A 16670-nucleotide genomic window follows, 5' to 3' on the forward strand; every position below is an offset into this window, starting at 1 on the left:
AACTTTCTGATCAGATTGTAGATTGTCTCTCTGGATTATGAATCCACTTGGATTGAGTGGAATCTAATAAAGAAAAGAACTCTTCTGCGCCTTTTTCTTCTATAAAGACCCTTTCTTCCTCTGAAACAGGGATCAAAGCCAAAAATTTGATCGGATTGCCTCTTTCAGACTTTAATTCAGTCAATTCAGGGAAGCCTTCTTCTTTTCCGATCTCTCTAATTGTTAAGGAGCTAAAACTTAAGTACAAAGCTTCCGGATCTCTCCTATTCATTGCAATCGAATGTCCATGACCAAACCATTTGCTCATGACCCAAGGATAACGAATAATCTCTCCGATTTGATGGGGGACCCAACTTTCTGATCTATCCTCATCTGAAACTTTAACAGCACAGATTAACTCTACTCTTGCATAGTTTTCATAATCTTTTCTGTACAATTCGACTGAAGGAAGATTTTGTGCACTCATTCCAATCGTGGAATATATATAAACGCCCGGCATATTCTTAGGAGCGAATCTTACGATTCCTAGTTGAGGATATTTTCCGCCATCAGCAGACCAATATTTATCATGTTTACCAAATACGTATTCTAGATAAGCAAGCCTGGATTCTTGTATATTCTTCCAAATTCCTTTGGTAGATCTGTATTCCCAAAAATTTCTGTCTTGGTTGATACGATCGGGGATCACTCCGTATTCTGTGTTTCCTATAGGATAAGCGGTGATCGTATCCGCCTTTGTAAATTTAGAATATCCGTGAAATCCTTTGATACCGGACCAAGGAGGAAGATATGCGATCAATTCTTCTTTATAAAATAAGGAGACTCCGTTTCCTTCTTCTGACCAGATAAAATGGATCTCTTTAGGATCAAATTCCGGTTGGCCCTTAGGATCGGTGACTTCGTCTTCTGTTAAGAATGGTGCGAGGCCCGATCTTAGATCTAGATCGGTTCTTGTTTTGGGTGCGTCTATACGATTGCATACCCAAACGGATTTGATCGCAAAATCAGGACTTTCTTCCGCTTGTAAATAAAGATAAACAGTTCTTCCGTCGTCTTCCAAATACGCGGTTAATGATCCGTAAGGATTTGCTTCTTGGTATAAAATTTTAGGTTCAGCAGTTTGGTTCATTTAATAGGAATGTCCACGATCCTGGAATTAAATTCGTCCAGACGATTCTGGATCTTCTTCTCCATATCCTTTTCGAAAAGAATATCAGGAAAATAGGCGCTAGCATTTAGAAGTCCCGTTAGCTCCACCTGATTCCATCTTTGGTAGGTTCTTAAACTGTCCCAAACCAAAATGGGAATGCGCTCCCCTTCTTTTTTACATTTTACGAAGGTGTCTATCGCTTTGATAGGTGTGAGTAATTTGTTCTTCATAGAAGTTGAAATCCGCCCAAGGCCATTATCCCTGGTATCCGGAAGGATTCAAGTCGGTTCCAACATTAACGAGGCGAGAAAAACGAAGGCCAGGGCATCCTTTCGCCTGGCGCTTGGACCGTAGGTTAACGGTGAAGGAAGTTACGTAAAGGTTCTACAAAAACCTTTTCTCGGGTTTTTCTTTCCTTATATTGTTCGAAAAGAATCAAGAAAAGGGCCGTTGCTAAAAACATCGTTTCCATATTCCATTTCGACGGACATAAACCAGGAATCCCACCTCGTTTGAGCGAGGTTTTTGGAAAAAAATTTCTCAAAATCGAAAATTTATCCCTGGAGGAAGGGTAGGAAAACTTTCAGGATAAGGCTTCTTTCGCAGCATCCTTAAGTTGTTTGATCAATCTGGCTCGGAGCTTGTCTGGAATTTTAGTGGAGATCTCTAAGGTCTGAACGAATATCTCAGCGGCCAAATCTACCATTTCGCTCATCTTAACGTCGTTATCCCTAGGGATACGCACGTTTTTTGTCCCGGTAGAAGAGGGTTTTGCCCGTTTAACTACCTTCTTTTTAGGTAAGGGTTTCTTTTTCTTTTTTTGGACCATTGTTACTGAGTGCTTCGGGTCCGTACCTTATCTTCTCCCGATTCGTATTCTACTCGGATTTTATTCCTTTTCTAAAAAAATTCCGAGTACCCTATAACTGTCCACATGATCCATAGATAGGCTTTTACTTCCCGGTCTGTCGGAAACAGGCCTTTCGGTGGAGATTAAAACTTCTTCTCCCCTTTGCCATTTACCTTCCGACTCAGAGACATAGAAAAATTTGGAATATTTTCGTAAGTCCAAACAATCCTCTACCGTTTCCCAATGTGCGCAGAGGGAACGGGTTTCCTCGGTATGTTTGGAATCAGGCACTAAGATCCTTTCTTTTCCAAGAAAGGTCCTAACTTCTCCAGTTCGAATGTTCTCCGCAGTGATAAACAAGAATATCGTCCCCTATACAAAGATCAAATCACGGAAACGGTTCTCGCATTTTCTTTTCAGATTTCCGGTTTTATCCGGGGCTAGGCGGCCTCAAGTATTAGACTGCTTTTTTGACTGCCTTGTTTTCAGATCATTTCGATCCGAAGCCGCTTTTTCGTTCCGAGAAAAAATCTGACGGAATGGAATCGGAGCGTACTTCAAGTTCGGAAATTTTTTTCCAAAAACAAAGTAAAAGTTTTTCTTCTTAAAACAATTCTAATCAATTTATTTTCAAATTTCTGCGGAGAATATTAGAAAAAATCTATTTAGTTTTGCAAGACGAACGATCGGTTTATAAAAGTATGGCCTTCCATCTTCGGCCTTCTTTTTCTATTTTTACCCTAGTTCTGTCGTATTGCAATTCGTCCCCGGACTTGCGAATCGTCCCATCCTTCTCATGGATGTTTGCCAGAACGAAACGATCTTCTCCCAACTTGATCAGTGCTAAGGAATAAGGAGGCTTCCAAGAGAATCCTGGATTCATGTTAACTGTTGTAGCTGACCAAACGACACCTTCTTCTCCAATATCTGCGCCTGGTTTGTTTAACGTAAGTGGAGAAAGTTCCGGTGTTCTGGATTTTCTGTCGCTTGAAGGACGTTCCGATGAGAATAACGCAATGGAATTGATACTATCTATTCCACCATTCCCTCCCAAGAGTGATAACTTAGGAGAATGTGCCGGAATTTTTCCAGAATCAGCAACCTGAGCATATAACCCGTATTGAACTGCAATATCTACAAGTCCTGTAGCAGCAGAAATAGACATGGCAGCCTGGTAGTTGAGAATCCCGCCCATTTGATTGATTGGGATCTGTTTTCCATTAGAAAGTTTTAATGAAGAAGTTTTAAGAGCATTCACTACGTCTTTTTTGCCCAATTTAAAATATTGAGCGGACTGTTGGATAACCTGCCCAGGGAAACAATCGTAAATCCAAGCATAATCCACTTCTTCTCTTTGGTAACCCGATTGAGCGAAAAGTCTTTCTGCTGAATTTCTGGAAGGAGAATCAAATCCACCTTTTAAAATGAAATATTCGCTATGAGCAGCATGAGAAGCTCCCACAAGATGTAAAGGTTTCAGATCTTTTCGGATCCAACCTTTAGATTTCCATTCTTCCGCTTTTTTTTCGGAAATTAAGATGGTGGCAAAACCATGATCGGTCACGATCGCGATCATTGGTGTCGGATAAGGATCCGAAATAGGACGAGACATTTGTTTTTCTGTGATCTCTTGTCCATAATAGAATGCTCTTGGATTTCCTATTGCATTAGATCTGAACTTTTGAGTAATCTCTTTCAGATCATCAAGACTGATCTCTTCTTCGAACATCATTCTTTTCATCATGAGTCCATACATTGCAATGAGAGTTGCGCCATTATCTAATTCAAATTCAGGATGACATACCGTTTCATTTACCATCTTTAGATCGGAAACTTGACGAAATGCTGATTTAGGAATATCTGCTGCTGCAACTAACACGACTGCATCAGGATTATCCACTAAGATGGTTCTTGCTTGTCCGATTGCTCCTGTAACGCTTGCGCCTCCCAAGTCGATCACATGGGCTTTCATTCCTGTATATCCAAGCTCGTTAGCAATACGAACTGTGTGTCCGTAACCTCCCTTTCCTAAAGAAGCAGCTTCGATACTTACAAAGTCAGTGATCTCTGAAGCCAATGTTTCATTTTTCATTCCTAAAAAATCTAAAAGTGTAGCTATGGATTTTTTATAATGTTGAAAAACTTTTTGAGAACCGCTCCACGATTTGTATTCTTCTTCCGAAAAATCTTTGGTCGTACTGTCAGCGACTCCTAGTAGAACGGGAAAACTCATGTATCACTCCTGAAAATTCTAGGCTTGGGCAGAAGGAGGTAGAACTTTACATTCTCCCTTGCCGATTGTTTCTTTTTTTTGATTGGTCCACTCTATGTTCATGGAGACCGCTTTCAGTCTTGGGATTTTTTCTTTCACTGTGACTGTGCAAGTAATCGTATCTCCAGGATACACAGGTTTGCGGAACTTGGTTAATGTTTCTAAAGCGACTGTCCCTAACCCAGGAAGTTTCATCCCGAGCACAGGAGCTAATAGAGAAGCAGCAAGTCCACCATGAGCGATCCTAGTTCCGAACGCTGTGGTCTTTGCATATTCTTCGTCCACATGCAGAGGATTAAAATCCCCGCTGATCCCTGCGAATATATAGATATCCGTTTCAGTGATCGTTTTTGTGAAACTTGCCTTTTCCCCTATTTGTATTTCGTCGTAAGTCTTTCCTCTTTCGTACATTCCGATTTCCTTATTCTTTTTTGGATTAAGCGAGTTGTGCGCCTAAGACCCCGTTTTTCAGGAACTCCACACAATCAGCCACTTCTTTTTCCACGGAAGGAAGTTCGGAGAAAAGTCTCATCAAGTTTTTGGTTTTTTCGGCATCCAGTTCTTTTAAGAAATGTACACTTTTGAAAAATCTGCATCCGGCGTAGAAGGTTAGTATTTTTAGATCTCTAAGCCTGTCTTCCGATTTGTATTCAGAAGTAGAATTTGCAGTATCCCAGAATCCTAACTGAACTGTGGTCACGAATACTGCAAGGTCTGCAAATCCGAATTCCAAAGATTGTTTTTTCTTTCTGTCAGAATGTTCTCCCGCTGCTTTCAATAATTCTTTCGCCGCAGTAAGAACTTTCTCTTCCGGAGTGTTTGCTAGGATTTTTTCTGCCTTAGTTCTGATCTCTTCTGGTTGAGATTGTTGTAGGACATCCATCAACTTTTCAAAACCTTTGTAGGTAGAAGATATAATACTTTTTTGGACTTCGGTTGTTCCTCCACCGATTGTGCCGAGTCTTACATCCCTATACTGACGGCTTACATGACATTCTCTCATATAACCCATTCCGCCGTGGATCTGAACTGCATCGCTTGCTAACTCTTCCGCAGTTTCCGTAACAAAAACTTTTAATGCAGAACTTTCGAATGGAAGACTTGCAGTTGGATCTTGATCCTTCTTATTTGCTACGAAATAGATCAATCTTCTGGAAGCGCATAGATACGCCCAGTTACGTGCAATTTTTTCTTGTACTCCGAAGAAAGATAAGATCGGTTTTCCGAATTGGTGACGTTTCCATGCGTAATCTAAACAAAGTTCCAATCCGAATTCCATTCCACCCGGAACTGCTGCGACTAGAACTGTTCTTTCCCATTCTAGTGTTCCTTTTCCGATACGAACAAAACCTGAATTTAGAGGACCTAAAAGATTTTCATCAGGCACAAACATATCTTGGAAAGAAAGTTCAGCAGTCATGGAAGTATTATGCCCCAACTTCTTAAGGACTTTACTTACGTGAAATCCTTTCATATGGGATTCTACTATAAATGCAGAGACTCCCATTGGTCCTCTTGACTTAGTCGTTCTCGCCATCACGATGAACACTTGTCCGTTCGGTCCGTTGGTGATAAACAGTTTGCTTCCGTTTAGAATGAAACCTCCATCCACTTTAGTCGCGAATGTATTCATCGCTGCAGCGTCCGAACCTGAATCAGGCTCAGTCAAAGCTAGACCTGCTATCCATTCTCCGGATGCAAGTTTAGGAAGGTATTTTTTCTTTTGAGCATCTGTTCCTTGAAAAAGAATAGGAAGAGTCCCGATAATCATATGGGCTCCCCAAGAAAGTCCGAATCCTCCGTCTAGAGAACCTGCGTTAAACGCTTCTTGAGCAATACAACATTGAAGGCAGGTCCCACCTTGGCCTCCAAATTCTTCTGGAACAGGAATGCCTAATAAGCCCATATTCCCCATTTCCTTCCAGATATCGTCTCCCCATACGCCGTGTTCGTCCCGATCTTCTACGGAAGGTAATACTCTCTCTTTTGCGAAGTCCTTTACGGTTTCGTAAAACTCCAGATCGGAGGACGTTAAGTACGGATTTAAAAACATAATTTTTCTCCCTATCCCGCTCTAATTTTTGGTCAGATCGGAAACTTCTTTTTTAAAACTTTCTAATATTTCGTTTCTTTTTATTTTTAAGGTCCTGGTCATTTCCTTATCCGGATCGAAAGGTCTTGGAATGACATAGAACGCATTTTGAGGGATCAGCTCGAAAGATTTAAATCCTGTTTTACGGGATATTCTATCCGAAACTTCTTTCTTGAAGATCTCTCTAATTTTAGGATGAGAATTCCAAACATTCGCATCCTCCGGTATATCCGGAAATTCGGCCTTCAATCTTTCAAAATCCGGAACGATCAGAACCACTAAATGTTTTGCCTCGTGACCTGTTACCATAACTTGGTTCACATAAGGAGAATTTAAAAGCTGGTCCTCTATAGGAACCGGTTCCACATTCTCTCCTCCGGCAAGCACTATAGTATCCTTTGCCCTTCCTGCAAACACCAATTCGTTTCTATAATTAAAACGCATGATGTCACCAGTATCGAAGAAACCATTCTTATCAAAAACTACATCGTTCAATTCAGGACGTTTGTAATATCCCATAAGAACCTGTTTGGATTTTACCCAAAGACTTCCTTTTCCGCCCTGAGAGACAAGATTGCCATGCTCATCTTTCAAAATACATTCGTAGCCTTGTATTGGAGTTCCTACGGTTCCAGGAGAAGGTTGTTTAGGCTTACGAATGGAAAGTACTGCAGAAGTTTCCGTCATTCCATATCCTTCCAAAACGATTAACCCGATAGAAGATAAAAATTTATCCACTACAGAAGGAAGAGCACTTCCTGCAGAAACGGAGACTCTTAATTTTCCACCAAGAGCATTGTGGATAGGTTTGAAAACTGCCAATGCTAGTAACTTGAGAGGAGATAATAAAATGAGAAGGACCAAAGAGGAGAATTTAGAGAAGGTCCAGACGATAAAATTAGGCTTTTCTATCCTGAAATCGTAACCAAACAGAACTCCTTTTTGAACTGCCCAAAGATTCCCAATTTTCAGACAGAAATTGAATACTGCTCTTTTGAAGCCGGATTCCTTGGAGACCTTATTCATAATTCCGTTATATAGAGATTCCCAAATCCTTGGAACAGAAGGGAATAATGTCGGTTGGAATTCCTTCAAATCTTCTTTCAAGTTACTAATATTGGAAACTAGAAACCCTGCACCTAATTCTAAGATACAATATTCGATCGCTCTTTCGAAAGCATGCCAAGGAGGAAGAAGGCTTACACCTGAATCCGCAGAAGTTAATTGAACAAATCCAATTACTTTTTCCACCGCGGAAATCCAGCCTGTTTGGGTGAGCATAACTCCTTTGGGAGCGCCGGTAGTTCCCGAGGTATAGATCAAAGTAGCAAGTTCATTCGGAGATTTTTCCTGGAGTCTTTTGCGAACAATGCCAGGATCTTTTGACAGATTCGATTTTCCTCTTTCGATTAGGCCAAGGATCGTGTCGGTTCCCGATTTTAGATCTCCAATATCGTCTTCGATCACAAAAACTTTTTTCAAACTAGGAAGTTTAGAACCAAGGTTGACTAATCTTTGTTTATCTTTCTCTTTCTGAACGATTGCATATTTACTCTCGGAATGATTAACAATATATAATATATCTTCGTCAACCACATCGGTTCCTCTCGGAACAGATACAGCCCCTGCAGAGACGATAGCGATATCACCTATGATCCAGTTCTGACTCGAATCACAAAGATATAAGATCTTATCGTCTTTTTGGACTCCTTCTTCGATCAGACCTGCAATCAAAGAATCCGTTAAGGACTTGATCTCTGAAAAAGTCCTTCCTTTAATTCCATCTTTGGTTCTACGGGAAAAACTTTCCTTATTCGGAAATTTAGATGCCGTCCTTTCCAGCATATCGTAAAAATACTTTTGATCAGTTTCCAAAAACTCCCCCTGAGAACACTATAAACTAGGTTTTTTTCCCTACGGCGGAAACACTATGTTGAAGGACCTATGCTTCAATCGATTTTTATTTAGATTAAAAAAACTGAAATGTGTTGAACGATTGTTCACAAATTATACGGCCGCTATTCAAATATTTTGATTAACTACGTTCGTTTCAAAATGAGTTAAACAATCTTTACATAAGCAGTCTTCATACATTTCTCTTATATTCTTTAAAACTTCCCCATCTAAACGAATATCAAAACACCAACAAGTTCCTTGGTCCACTCCGCATTCCAAAACGCGAGAACATTGAGGGCATTTCTTCTGGGGCATAGCTCTATAGTAATGAAAGCGGAGAATTTTCAATCCTTTAGCGATATTGATAGAAAAAGAGAAAAGCTTATAAAACTATACGCGACGTATAATTTTATTAGAGATCTTTTAGATCTTAATTCCGTTTTGATTTAGAATTTTTATAAACTCATCTTCGGAGACTACTTGCACTCCTAACTCTTCTGCCTTTTCTAATTTAGAGCCTGCACCAGGTCCTGCCAAAAGGTGAGTTGTTTTAGAAGAAATAGATCCAACTTTTTTTCCGCCATAATAAACGACCAGATCCATTGCCTTATCTCTAGGTTGGAAATTTTCAAAGGAACCGGACACACACCAAGTCTGTCCCGCAAAAGGTTGTTTATCCGATTTTTCGATCGGATCTGCCTTCATCTTCAAGCCGGCTTTTTTCAAACGATCAATAAGAGAAAGAATCCTTTTATCCGTAAAACTTTCTTGGATAGCTTCTACTGTAGATGGTCCTATGCCCGGAATTTCTAAAACATTTTCCAGCTTCTTAGGATTTTTAGCTGCGGAGATAATAGAATCGATCGTATCATATCCATGCTCTGTCAGAAGTTCAGCAACTTTGGGACCTATTTCTCTTAATCCCAAGGAAGAAAGTACAAATCTAAAATCCTTCTTTTTGGATTCTTCGATCCCATTTAAAATGATGGATACACTTTTCTCTCCGTACCCTTCTTCTTCCATTAACTTTTCTTTATGCGCCTTCAAAGAATAAAGATCTGCGATGTCTTTGATATACTTTTGATCGTATAAAAATTCTACCTGCTTCTCTCCCAGACCTTCTATATCCATTTGTTTACGAGAACAATAGAATATGATCCCGTTCTTTACTCGATCGGGACATTCTGGATTCGGGCAGAAATAGTCCACAGAGTCTTGTTTCTTTTCAGTCTTAGTGCCGCAACAAGGACAACGAAGGGGGATCTTAAAAACTTCTTTTCCTGGAGTGACTACTTCTTCTACTGCAGGAATGATTTCTCCTCTTTTGGAAATCCTAACAGTTGCTCCAATCCCTACTCCCAACTCATCAATATAATCTTGGTTATGCAAGGTCGCAAATGTAACTGTGGTTCCAGCTAAACTAATAGGTTCGATTTCAGCTCTTGGAGTGATCTTTCCTGTTCTTCCTACAGCATAATCGATACCTACGATCTTACTTTCTTTCATCAAAGCATCGAATTTATAAGCGCGGGCCCAGCGAGGAGAATGAGATGTATAACCTAAGGCTTCTCTTTTAGAAAGATCGTTTAGTTTGATAACTAATCCGTCTGTAGGAAATCCTACTTTTTCTTTCTTCTTTTTAAAGTCTTTGATCGCAGCAGGGATCTCAGAACCTTTTAGTAATTTAGTATCTGGTGGAAGAGGAAATTTCAGATCTTCTGCCTTCTTCATTACCTCTTGGTGAGTTTTGAATTTTGCTTTAGAGCCTGGAAAAAATGCATCATATGTAAATATTCTAAGAGGTCGTTTTGCTACGTCTGAAGAATTTTTCTGCTTCAAAGATCCCGAGGACAAGTTTCGAGGATTCGCATATCTTCCTTCAGAAGCTTCATTAAATTCTTCGAAGTCGGAGAAAGTCATATAAACTTCTCCTCTTAAATAAATGGAAACAGACTCGGATAATCTGAGAGGAATAGATCGAATGGTCCGAATATTTTCGGTAACATCATCCCCGACCCCCCCTGTGCCTCGGGTTACCCCGTTAGCAAGAATTCCATTTTCATAATATAACATGATGGAAGCACCGTCGATTTTCCATTCGACTGAGTACAACTCATCTGATCCCGTTTTCTGGATCCATTCCATAAGTTCTTCTTCGTTATATGTGTTTTCCAAGGAAAGAACCGGAAGTTTGTGAGTGTATTTCTCGAAATCTTTGTCCAAATCGGAACCAACACTTAAAGTGGGGCTAGCAGGATCGGCTAATTTCGGGAATGCTTCTTCAAAAGCTTGGAGCCTCTTGAACATCTGATCGAAATCGTAATCAGATATCTTAGGGGTGTTCTTAACGTAATATAAATATTGATGATGGCGGATCTGCTCTTCTAAGGAGCGCATTTCCTTTTCCGCCTTCTTGGGATCTTTGGGGAGATCTAGGGAAGCCTTTTTAGACGTTTCGGTTGGCTCCGCTTTTTTAGAGGAGGTCTTTTTAGCCGGGACTTTTTTAGGCATAGTCGATTATATAAAATTAATATTGGCCGAAACCTACTTTCATATAATCCATAGGATCGGTGCGGTTCGACTCTCCGATCCATACTTCATAGTGAAGGTGAGGACCTGTTACGTTTCCTGTGGCACCCACAGTCGCGATCCTCTGTCCTTTATGAACATATTCACCTTCTCTTACTTTTAATGATGTGCAGTGGCCGTATAAACTGTAATATCCATTTGCATGAGCTATCACGATATGATTTCCGTATCCTCTGTTGGAATAAATGGCACGATAAACTCTTCCATCTCCGGTAGCCGTGATGTCTGTGCCTGGAACATTCGCCAAGTCCACTCCGTCATGGAATTCCATATATCCAAAAGTAGGAGACCTTCTCATTCCATAATAAGAAGTTAAATTATAAGATAATAATGGTTCTCCAAATGGGAGAGAATTCATAATTCCATATCTGGAGTCTAAAAAGTTAAATACGGAGTCGACAAGAGCTTTGTTCTTTTCCATGGAAACTCTTACTGCGCGATATCCATAAATTTCAGAGAGATAGGATCTACCTAACATGAGATCCTTATCCACTGCTTCTTCTACCTTTAATTCTGTAGCAGCTAAGTCCTCCGAGTCTGATTCATCGGGAAGTTTAAGCAACTCATCCGACTCGCCATCAATCAAAGAATGAACTTCCTGCAAATTTTCGTTCAGACTTGCGAAATCATCTCGGATATCTCCTAACTTTTCGCTGTATTCGATATACTCATCGAAATATTTTCCGTAAACGGAAGCGAGTGCGTTGATCTGGATCCTTGTATTATTATAACGAACAATTCCTAAAACCGCGATCCCTACGATCGCAAATAATAATCCTACTAAAAAGAAGATAGTGAAGATAGAAATTTGAAAATGGAAGGACTTATCGAATCCATGAGGGATTAAAAGAACCGTCAACCTTTGGTGACCTTTTTCTTTTACCTGGTCGATGCGTTTTTTTATCATCTTTTCCATGGTCGAAATCCCTCTGGTAGAAGGATTCCGGCCGGGAAAGATAGGGTCAAGTGGAAACTATGTTTAATAGAATTCCGTACTTCGCTCTTAATGTGACTAAAGGTTCCATAACTACAGGATGATTCGGATCCGTTTGGAATTTGTAGTTTTTGACCAACATAGCAAGGATCAGTGTGGCTTCCGTTAATGCGAAAATATTACCGATACAAATCCTTGGCCCACCTCCAAAAGGAAGATATGCATACTTTGGCCTATCCACAGATCTTTCTTCATCAAAACGATCCGGATCAAACTTGTCAGGATTTTCCCAAAAATCAGGATTTCGATGAATATTAAAAATGCAAATGGAGATATTGGTGCCGGTCTCTACATCATAACCGCCAATTTGGTCAGGACCCATCGCAGTTCGTTCAATCACCCAAGCAGGAGGATATAATCTCAAAACCTCATCCAATACTTTGCGAGTGTATGTCAATTTTTGAACGTCTTCCAAACTAGGAGTTTTATCTCCTAAAACTTTGGTTGCTTCTTCCCTTACTTTTTCACAGATCTCAGGATGTTTGGATAAAAGATAAAATCCCCAAGACAATGCATTTGCAGTAGTTTCATGTCCGGCAAGAAGAAGTGTGATTGCCTCGTCTCTAACCTGAGCTTCGCTCATAGTTTCTCCGGTTTCTTCGTCCCTGACTTCTAGAAGCATGGAGATCAAATCGTTAGAAGGATTTTTTTTACGTTCTGCGATCAACTCATCCACTACGGAATGCATATCTTTTAAGGCACGTTTGAGTTTTAAATTTTCAGGAGTAGGCCAGCTAAAAGGAAATGGAAAAATACGAGTGATCCTTTTAGTGACCAGCTCCAACGCAATCTTTAAAGAATGTTCTATTCTTGCGGCGTAACTTTCTACTTCGGTTCTGAATAAGGTTCTTCCTACGATCGCAAACGTTAGTCGCATCATCTCTTTTGAAATGTCCAGACTGGAAACTTTCTTCCAATTTTCGGAAGTTTTTTGGGTTTCCTGAGCCATGATCTCGACAAATTCGGAGATCCTTTGTTTATGAAAAGAAGGTTGGATAAGCTTTCTCTGCTTTTTCCAAAACTCTCCTTCGCTATTCAACAATCCTTTGCCTAAAATTCTTCCGAGTTCTTTATAAAAAACTCCCTTATGATAGTTCTGATTGTTTTCCTGCAGGACCCTTTTCATATCTTCAGGCTGAGTGATTAAATGAAATGTAACCTGTCTCAAACCGAATCGAACCGATTTTCCGAATTTGGAATGCATTAATTGAAAAAATCCGATCGGATCTTTTGCCAATTTGGAAACGTAAGGAAGGGCCCGGATCCCGAAAACTCCAGGAGGAAGATTCGGCTTATTTTTTTTGGTACGACCTGAGGTCGGTTCATGCAAGGAAAACAAGAGTGTACTCCTAGTCCAAAATGGACGTTTGGATTAGTTTCACCCAACCAATCCTTGCCGCAATTCTATGTAACAACCGCTATATTAGCAAGCCGAGTTTCTATTTATTTTCGAAAACCTATCTACGTTCGAAAGAAGTTTCGATCAACGCGTCCATATCCATTAAGGAAGAAGAAGGTACGTTCGAAGAAGAACTAGTATCCTCCTGATTCAAATCAGGAGTTTGCATACTTGTCTCAGCTTCCTCGAAGGTTCCTTCGATCTGCTCCTCGATCAGGACCTGCCAATCTCCGGATTCGGATTCACCTTCCGGCTGAAAGTAAAAGGAAGATAAACCAAGACCTACGATAATCAATCCACTAAAGGAGAAGATGAAAAATCGCTTAAAGCTAGCGATCTTTCTCCTTCTCATAATCTTTGCAGAAATATTGTCGCTCCATTCGTAACTTTCCAAACGACGGAAAATCTCTTGGTCTAACTTTTCTCTGTTTTTATCTTCCATTGCCGATAATCTCTAGGTCTCTTGAAAAAAAAGTTTCTTTAACATTTGTTTGCCCCGGAAAGATCGGGACTTAACAGTTCCTTCCGGAATTCCCAACTTCTCCGCAATCTGTTGCTCTTTGTATCCTTCGGAAACTAATGCAAGCACAGACTTATATTTCCAAGGTAGATTGGAGATCAGATCCTTTAGTTCTATGTCCATTCCAGAATCTGAATATTCTTCTCTTGGATTTAAAATAGAATCTTGAGTGGCTTTTTCCTTCAACTTCATCGCAAGGTTTGCTTGGCGCATACGCTTCTGGTTCATTCTCAAGGATTCGTTTCTTGCAATTGTATATAACCAAGTACTATGAGAAGATTCTCCTCTGAACTTATTGGCTGCTAAACTTTTATAAGCACGGATATAAGTTTCTTGGACAACATCATCGATGGTATCGTAAAACTCTTCGTATAAATTCTTTTTAATCGCGGAGAGTACGATATGTTTCGTACTGTCTATCAATCCGGCAAATTCTCTTTGGTCCATTTTAGTTTCCTTATCTCAGGATGCCCGGCACAGGCAAAATTATTCTCTCGGGAACAAACAGATTCAAGGGGAACCCTGGAGCTTCCCTATGCTCCTCGGGTAGGGTAACTAATTCCCTTTCCTTTCCCCTCTTTTTTTGCTCAGAGGATAAAACCCTTTCGATCGCGAGCCGATGCGCGATTTGATTCATCCGGATTTCGGATGTATACTTTGCAATCGCGTTAACGAGAAGTCGAACTTTGACTAGATCAGGATTTTCATCCATGAGAACCAGTTCGAGTTCGACTTGTTTCGGAGAAAGTCTGCGAAGCCATCTTTCATGCTCGTTTTTATATCTCCGGTTCAGCTCAGCGATACGTTCGAGTTGTGTGTCTGTAAGAATATAACGATTTTTAAATGAATCTAGGTCACCGAAAACTACTCCGGCAGCTCTTTCATTACGGTAGAAGGAGATGGTGCGAATAGGTCGGGCAGTATGAAAACTAGTTTTGGTATCTTCAGAGAAAAGATACGCCGGCGTGAGGAACACACCGGCCAGAGCAACTCTGACGAATGAATTCAGGAGATTCATGAGTCTTACTCGGTTCATAACCTAGTGTATCCTAAGACCCCAAGGTAGCCGCCACGTTTCCAAATATCGATCGAAATTTTTGGTCCGAGAAAAAAAGAAATCCGGTCTTCTTTAAAGAGAACATAATTTGGGACAAAACCCGGATTTTTGGGAAAATTCCTTTTCCAGAACCGCTTCTTTAGCGTATTCTCCCCTTAAAGTACTATGGACTTCGGACTAAAAAACCAGGAAATCCAGAAAACACCCATTCCCTTTTCTAAGGGGAGGATAAGACTCGCACTTTTACTCGCGGCCGCCATCTGCATTGGAATCCCTGCTTCCATAGATCTTTCTATCGAATGGGATTACGAAAATAGAAGTATCCATGCAGGAAATTATCGTTCTCTCAAACCTGCGACTGTTGCAATCGTTCCGGGAGCTTCCGTTTACAAGGGAATCCCTTCTCCCGTTTTGCAAGACCGTCTTGATTGTGCAGTAGAACTTTATAAACAGGGGAAGGTCCGGAAAATTCTACTCTCAGGTGATAACGGAACCAGCTACTACAACGAAGTAAAACCTATGCTATTATACGTTTTAGAAAGAGGAGTGAGCGAAAAAGATGTGTTCGTAGATCACGCAGGATTTAGAACCTTGGACACTTTAGTAAGAGCAAAGGAAATTTTCCAAGTGAAGGATGCGATCTTCGTTAGCCAAAGATTTCACCAACCTAGGGCAGCATTCATTTCTAAAAAGATAGGATTGGATCTGCAATCTTATGAATCGGATAGAAGAATCTATATCAGCGGACCTACTAGCAGGTTCAGAGAATTTTTTGCAAGAACCTTGGCTTGGATCGATATGAATCTGACGAACACCGCACCCAAATATCTTGGCAAACCATTCCCAATCGAAGGCAGCGGAGTCAAAACTTGGAAAGGTTCCGTAATCTAAGAAGAATATTCTGTTTTTCGAATATGTTCGAAAATTTCCCGAACCGCGTCCTTCACGGAAATTCCGGCAGCCCATCCTAAAGATTTCAGTTTGGAATTATTTCCCAAAGATCTTTTCATCTCTGCGGGTCTTAGTCTTGTAGGATCCTGTTTGGAAACTAATTTGGAATCTGCAAATTCCAAAATCCATTTTAATACTTGAGAGATCGGCGTCTCGGTTCCGGAACATATATTATAAATTTCTCCACTCTGTCCTTTATTTGCTAAAAGAAGATAGGCTTTGACTACGTCTCTTACATGTAAGAAGTCACGAGTGGGAGTCAGATCTCCGACTAAAATTTCAGAAGAAGCGTTTTTAGAAATATTGTCCAATACCTGTTTGCAGAAATTCGGGACTACAAAGTTCGGATTTTGCCCAACTCCAATATGATTAAAGGGCCTTGCGATCACAGTTTCTATATTCTGATAAGAGCGGGAATATTGAAGGCAATAAGTTTCTGCAGCAAGCTTGGAGGATGCGTACGGATTCACAGGATTCGGAAGAAGGTTTTCTGAAACTGGAAGTTGTTCTTCCCTTATATTTCCGTACACTTCCGAAGAAGATATATATACTAGTTTTATTTTTTTACCGGAACGTTTAAAACATTCTAAAATATTCAATGTACCCGCCACATTGATAAGTAATGTTTCCTCAGGATTTTCGATGGATCTCGGAACGAATGTTTGTCCTGCTAAATGGAATAATACATCTGGGGAATAGGACTCGAATACTTGTTGGAGTGATTGGATATCCCTGATATCACAAACCTTATAAGGAAATGGAAACTCGGTATTTTTAGGATTCATTCCCAGGCCCAGAAGTTCAGACCCGGATTCTTGCGTAAGTTCTGGAACCAGATAAGATCCAACAAAACCTTCTGCTCCTGTGACCAAGTATTTCATGTTTGTTATGATAAATCGA

Annotated in this window: 17 protein-coding genes; 1 reads left to right on the forward strand and 16 read right to left on the reverse strand. The window is 40.3% G+C overall.

Annotated features, from left to right (window positions below):
* Window positions 1-10 precede the first annotated feature (10 nt).
* From CH365_RS05505 to CH365_RS05575, 15 genes are all read right to left on the reverse strand, one after another.
* Window positions 11-1129, reverse strand: a complete 1119-nt coding sequence (locus tag CH365_RS05505) for a suppressor of fused domain protein (RefSeq protein WP_100767603.1) — start codon at window positions 1127-1129, stop codon at window positions 11-13.
* Window positions 1126-1380 carry a hypothetical protein gene (locus CH365_RS05510; RefSeq protein ID WP_100767604.1) on the reverse strand — a complete coding sequence of 85 codons (255 nt, stop codon included), beginning with the start codon at window positions 1378-1380 and terminating at the stop codon, window positions 1126-1128. Before CH365_RS05510 ends, CH365_RS05505 begins: the two co-directional genes overlap by 4 nt.
* A gap of 353 nt (window positions 1381-1733) precedes the next feature.
* Window positions 1734-1979 carry a hypothetical protein gene (locus CH365_RS05515; protein ID WP_100767605.1) on the reverse strand — a complete coding sequence of 82 codons (246 nt, stop codon included), beginning with the start codon at window positions 1977-1979 and terminating at the stop codon, window positions 1734-1736.
* A gap of 60 nt (window positions 1980-2039) precedes the next feature.
* Window positions 2040-2360, reverse strand: a complete 321-nt coding sequence (locus tag CH365_RS05520) for a hypothetical protein (RefSeq protein WP_100767606.1) — start codon at window positions 2358-2360, stop codon at window positions 2040-2042.
* Between the two features lie 331 nt (window positions 2361-2691).
* A complete protein-coding gene (locus tag CH365_RS05525; protein ID WP_100767607.1) occupies window positions 2692-4233 on the reverse strand; it encodes a thiolase C-terminal domain-containing protein in 1542 nt (513 codons plus the stop codon).
* An 18-nt stretch (window positions 4234-4251) separates the two neighbouring features.
* Window positions 4252-4683 carry a MaoC family dehydratase gene (locus CH365_RS05530; RefSeq protein ID WP_100767608.1) on the reverse strand — a complete coding sequence of 144 codons (432 nt, stop codon included), beginning with the start codon at window positions 4681-4683 and terminating at the stop codon, window positions 4252-4254.
* A 25-nt stretch (window positions 4684-4708) separates the two neighbouring features.
* Entirely contained in the window at window positions 4709-6325 is a 1617-nt protein-coding gene (locus CH365_RS05535) for an acyl-CoA dehydrogenase family protein (protein WP_100767609.1), read from the reverse strand.
* 21 nt (window positions 6326-6346) lie between these two features.
* On the reverse strand, window positions 6347-8239 hold the full coding sequence (locus tag CH365_RS05540; protein ID WP_100767610.1) for an AMP-dependent synthetase/ligase: 1893 nt from the start codon (window positions 8237-8239) through the stop codon (window positions 6347-6349).
* Between the two features lie 147 nt (window positions 8240-8386).
* Complete coding sequence (locus CH365_RS20140; protein ID WP_100767611.1) at window positions 8387-8575, reverse strand: cysteine-rich CWC family protein; 189 nt, start codon at window positions 8573-8575, stop codon at window positions 8387-8389.
* A gap of 108 nt (window positions 8576-8683) precedes the next feature.
* Window positions 8684-10771, reverse strand: a complete 2088-nt coding sequence (gene ligA / locus CH365_RS05550) for an NAD-dependent DNA ligase LigA (RefSeq protein ID WP_279627747.1) — start codon at window positions 10769-10771, stop codon at window positions 8684-8686.
* A gap of 16 nt (window positions 10772-10787) precedes the next feature.
* Window positions 10788-11765: a M23 family metallopeptidase gene (locus CH365_RS05555; RefSeq protein ID WP_100767612.1), complete on the reverse strand. Its 978-nt coding sequence runs from the start codon at window positions 11763-11765 to the stop codon at window positions 10788-10790.
* Between the two features lie 46 nt (window positions 11766-11811).
* The gene (locus CH365_RS05560) at window positions 11812-13182 is read right to left on the reverse strand and encodes a cytochrome P450 (protein WP_100767613.1); all 1371 of its coding nucleotides are present in this window, start codon (window positions 13180-13182) and stop codon (window positions 11812-11814) included.
* A 118-nt stretch (window positions 13183-13300) separates the two neighbouring features.
* Window positions 13301-13684, reverse strand: a complete 384-nt coding sequence (locus CH365_RS05565; RefSeq protein ID WP_100767614.1) for a hypothetical protein — start codon at window positions 13682-13684, stop codon at window positions 13301-13303.
* A 12-nt stretch (window positions 13685-13696) separates the two neighbouring features.
* Entirely contained in the window at window positions 13697-14209 is a 513-nt protein-coding gene (locus CH365_RS05570; RefSeq protein ID WP_100767615.1) for an RNA polymerase sigma factor, read from the reverse strand.
* 10 nt (window positions 14210-14219) lie between these two features.
* Window positions 14220-14798, reverse strand: a complete 579-nt coding sequence (locus CH365_RS05575) for a Spy/CpxP family protein refolding chaperone (protein ID WP_100708488.1) — start codon at window positions 14796-14798, stop codon at window positions 14220-14222.
* A 186-nt stretch (window positions 14799-14984) separates the two neighbouring features.
* On the opposite strand from CH365_RS05575, the gene CH365_RS05580 reads away from it, so the two are divergent.
* Window positions 14985-15710 (forward strand): SanA/YdcF family protein, encoded by a 726-nt coding sequence (locus CH365_RS05580; RefSeq protein ID WP_100767616.1) that lies wholly within the window; start codon window positions 14985-14987, stop codon window positions 15708-15710.
* Here the strand turns inward: CH365_RS05580 and CH365_RS05585 are convergent.
* A complete protein-coding gene (locus CH365_RS05585; protein WP_100767617.1) occupies window positions 15707-16651 on the reverse strand; it encodes a GDP-mannose 4,6-dehydratase in 945 nt (314 codons plus the stop codon). The genes CH365_RS05580 and CH365_RS05585 overlap by 4 nt on opposite strands.
* Window positions 16652-16670: the final 19 nt, after the last annotated feature.

This window comes from Leptospira neocaledonica (assembly GCF_002812205.1).
In the GTDB taxonomy this organism is placed as follows: Bacteria; Spirochaetota; Leptospiria; order Leptospirales; family Leptospiraceae; genus Leptospira_B; species Leptospira_B neocaledonica.

Excerpts from the sequence above, each read along its gene's own strand:
- CH365_RS05505 (WP_100767603.1), bottom strand. The coding sequence starts at position 1,129 with ATGAACCAAACTGCTGAACCTAAAATTTTATACCAAGAAGCAAATCCT.
- CH365_RS05510 (WP_100767604.1), bottom strand. The coding sequence starts at position 1,380 with ATGAAGAACAAATTACTCACACCTATCAAAGCGATAGACACCTTCGTA.
- CH365_RS05515 (WP_100767605.1), bottom strand. The coding sequence starts at position 1,979 with ATGGTCCAAAAAAAGAAAAAGAAACCCTTACCTAAAAAGAAGGTAGTT.
- CH365_RS05525 (WP_100767607.1), bottom strand. The coding sequence starts at position 4,233 with ATGAGTTTTCCCGTTCTACTAGGAGTCGCTGACAGTACGACCAAAGAT.
- CH365_RS05530 (WP_100767608.1), bottom strand. The coding sequence starts at position 4,683 with ATGTACGAAAGAGGAAAGACTTACGACGAAATACAAATAGGGGAAAAG.
- CH365_RS05535 (WP_100767609.1), bottom strand. The coding sequence starts at position 6,325 with ATGTTTTTAAATCCGTACTTAACGTCCTCCGATCTGGAGTTTTACGAA.
- CH365_RS20140 (WP_100767611.1), bottom strand. The coding sequence starts at position 8,575 with ATGCCCCAGAAGAAATGCCCTCAATGTTCTCGCGTTTTGGAATGCGGA.
- ligA (WP_279627747.1), bottom strand. The coding sequence starts at position 10,771 with ATGCCTAAAAAAGTCCCGGCTAAAAAGACCTCCTCTAAAAAAGCGGAG.
- CH365_RS05555 (WP_100767612.1), bottom strand. The coding sequence starts at position 11,765 with ATGGAAAAGATGATAAAAAAACGCATCGACCAGGTAAAAGAAAAAGGT.
- CH365_RS05565 (WP_100767614.1), bottom strand. The coding sequence starts at position 13,684 with ATGGAAGATAAAAACAGAGAAAAGTTAGACCAAGAGATTTTCCGTCGT.
- CH365_RS05570 (WP_100767615.1), bottom strand. The coding sequence starts at position 14,209 with ATGGACCAAAGAGAATTTGCCGGATTGATAGACAGTACGAAACATATC.
- CH365_RS05575 (WP_100708488.1), bottom strand. The coding sequence starts at position 14,798 with ATGAACCGAGTAAGACTCATGAATCTCCTGAATTCATTCGTCAGAGTT.
- CH365_RS05580 (WP_100767616.1), top strand. The coding sequence starts at position 14,985 with ATGGACTTCGGACTAAAAAACCAGGAAATCCAGAAAACACCCATTCCC.
- CH365_RS05585 (WP_100767617.1), bottom strand. The coding sequence starts at position 16,651 with ATGAAATACTTGGTCACAGGAGCAGAAGGTTTTGTTGGATCTTATCTG.